General features: G+C 67.1%; 1 protein-coding gene. It reads right to left on the bottom strand.

Annotated features, from left to right (window positions below; translation table 11 throughout):
• Positions 1-1,382, bottom strand: a 1,382-nt coding sequence (locus ACZ6CL_RS42960; protein ID WP_468947026.1) for a glycoside hydrolase family 2 TIM barrel-domain containing protein, incomplete at both ends; no start/stop codon positions are given.

Genomic DNA, 1,382 nt, shown 5'->3' with positions numbered 1-1,382 from the left:
CAGACCTCGACGTCCTCGCCCGGCCGGTAATCGGTCCAGTTCATCGGAACGAGGTGGACCATCGGTTCGCTGGTCCACTGGCTCTTGAACAGGTGGTACATGTCCTTGGGGAATCCGGCCGTGTCCACCGCGCCGAAGAAGGACGCCTTCACCGGGAACACGTCGTACGGCGTGGGCTCACCGATGTAGTCGATGCCCGACCAGAGGAACTGACCGGTGAAGAACCTCCGGTCGCGGTCCTTCTTCAGTCCGTACTCACCGCTCATGGTCCACGAGGCGAGGTTGTTGTCGTAGCTGGAGGGCTCGCGCTTGCCCGGGGTGTAGTTCTCCCCGGTGTTGAGGTGTTCGGGCTCCTGATAGGTCCCGCGAGAGGACGTTTCGGAGGAGGACTCGGACTCGAACAGGAACAGATGCGGATAGCGGGCGTGCAGGGCGTCCACCGAGGCCGCGGTGTTGTAGTTGAGGCCCAGCCCGTCCAGCTTGGCGAGCATCAGGTCGGCGGCCGACCCCGGCGACGGCAGGGAGCGGTACTTGTCCGATCCGATCACGACCGGCCGGGTGTCATCGGCCTTCCTGACGGCGTCGATGAGCCGCTCCGCCATGCCGAGTCCGGCGGTGCTGGTGGAGTCCGGGATCTCGTTGCCGATGGACCACATGATGACCGCGGGGGAGTTGCGGGCGGCCCGCACCATCTCGGTGATGTCCGCCTCGCTGTGTTCGTCGAAGAAGCGCCCGTAGTCGTACGGGTTCTTGCCGGTGCGCCAGCAGTCGAACGCCTCCACCAGCATCACGACGCCGAGTCGCTCGCAGATCTCGATCAGCTCCGGTGCGGGCGGATTGTGCGAGGTGCGCAGGGCGTTGACGCCCATGCTCTTCATGATGGTCATCTGACGCAGCGCGGCATCGGCGTTGAACGCGGCGCCGAGCGCGCCGAGGTCGTGGTGGAGGTCGACGCCCCGGAGCTTGGTGTACTCGCCGTTGAGGGTGAGCCCCTGGTCGGGGTCGATGGCAAAGTGGCGGATGCCGAAGGGGGTGCGGTAGCGGTCGGTGGTCCGGTCCCCGACCCGCAGCTCGGTCTCCAGGGTGTAGCGCACCGGGGTGTCGAAGGACCACAACGCCGGTCGGTCGACGGTGAGTTCCTGGGTGGCGTCACGCGTGGCGTCCGCGCCGACGGTCAGGGTGGACCGCGTATGGGCGACCGTCTTCCCACGCGGATCCTTGAGGGTGGAGACGACGGTGACGGGTCTCTCGCCGTCCGAGGCGTTGACCACGCTGGTGCGCACGCGAACGGTGGCGTGGTCTTCGCGCAGGGTGGTGGCGAGGCCGGGGGTGGTGACGTACGTACCCCAGCGGGCCACGTGCACGGGGTCGGTGACGATGAG

It is taken from the genome of Streptomyces sp. NPDC041200, assembly GCF_055591805.1.
This window is presented reverse-complemented; position numbering and strand designations above follow the sequence as displayed.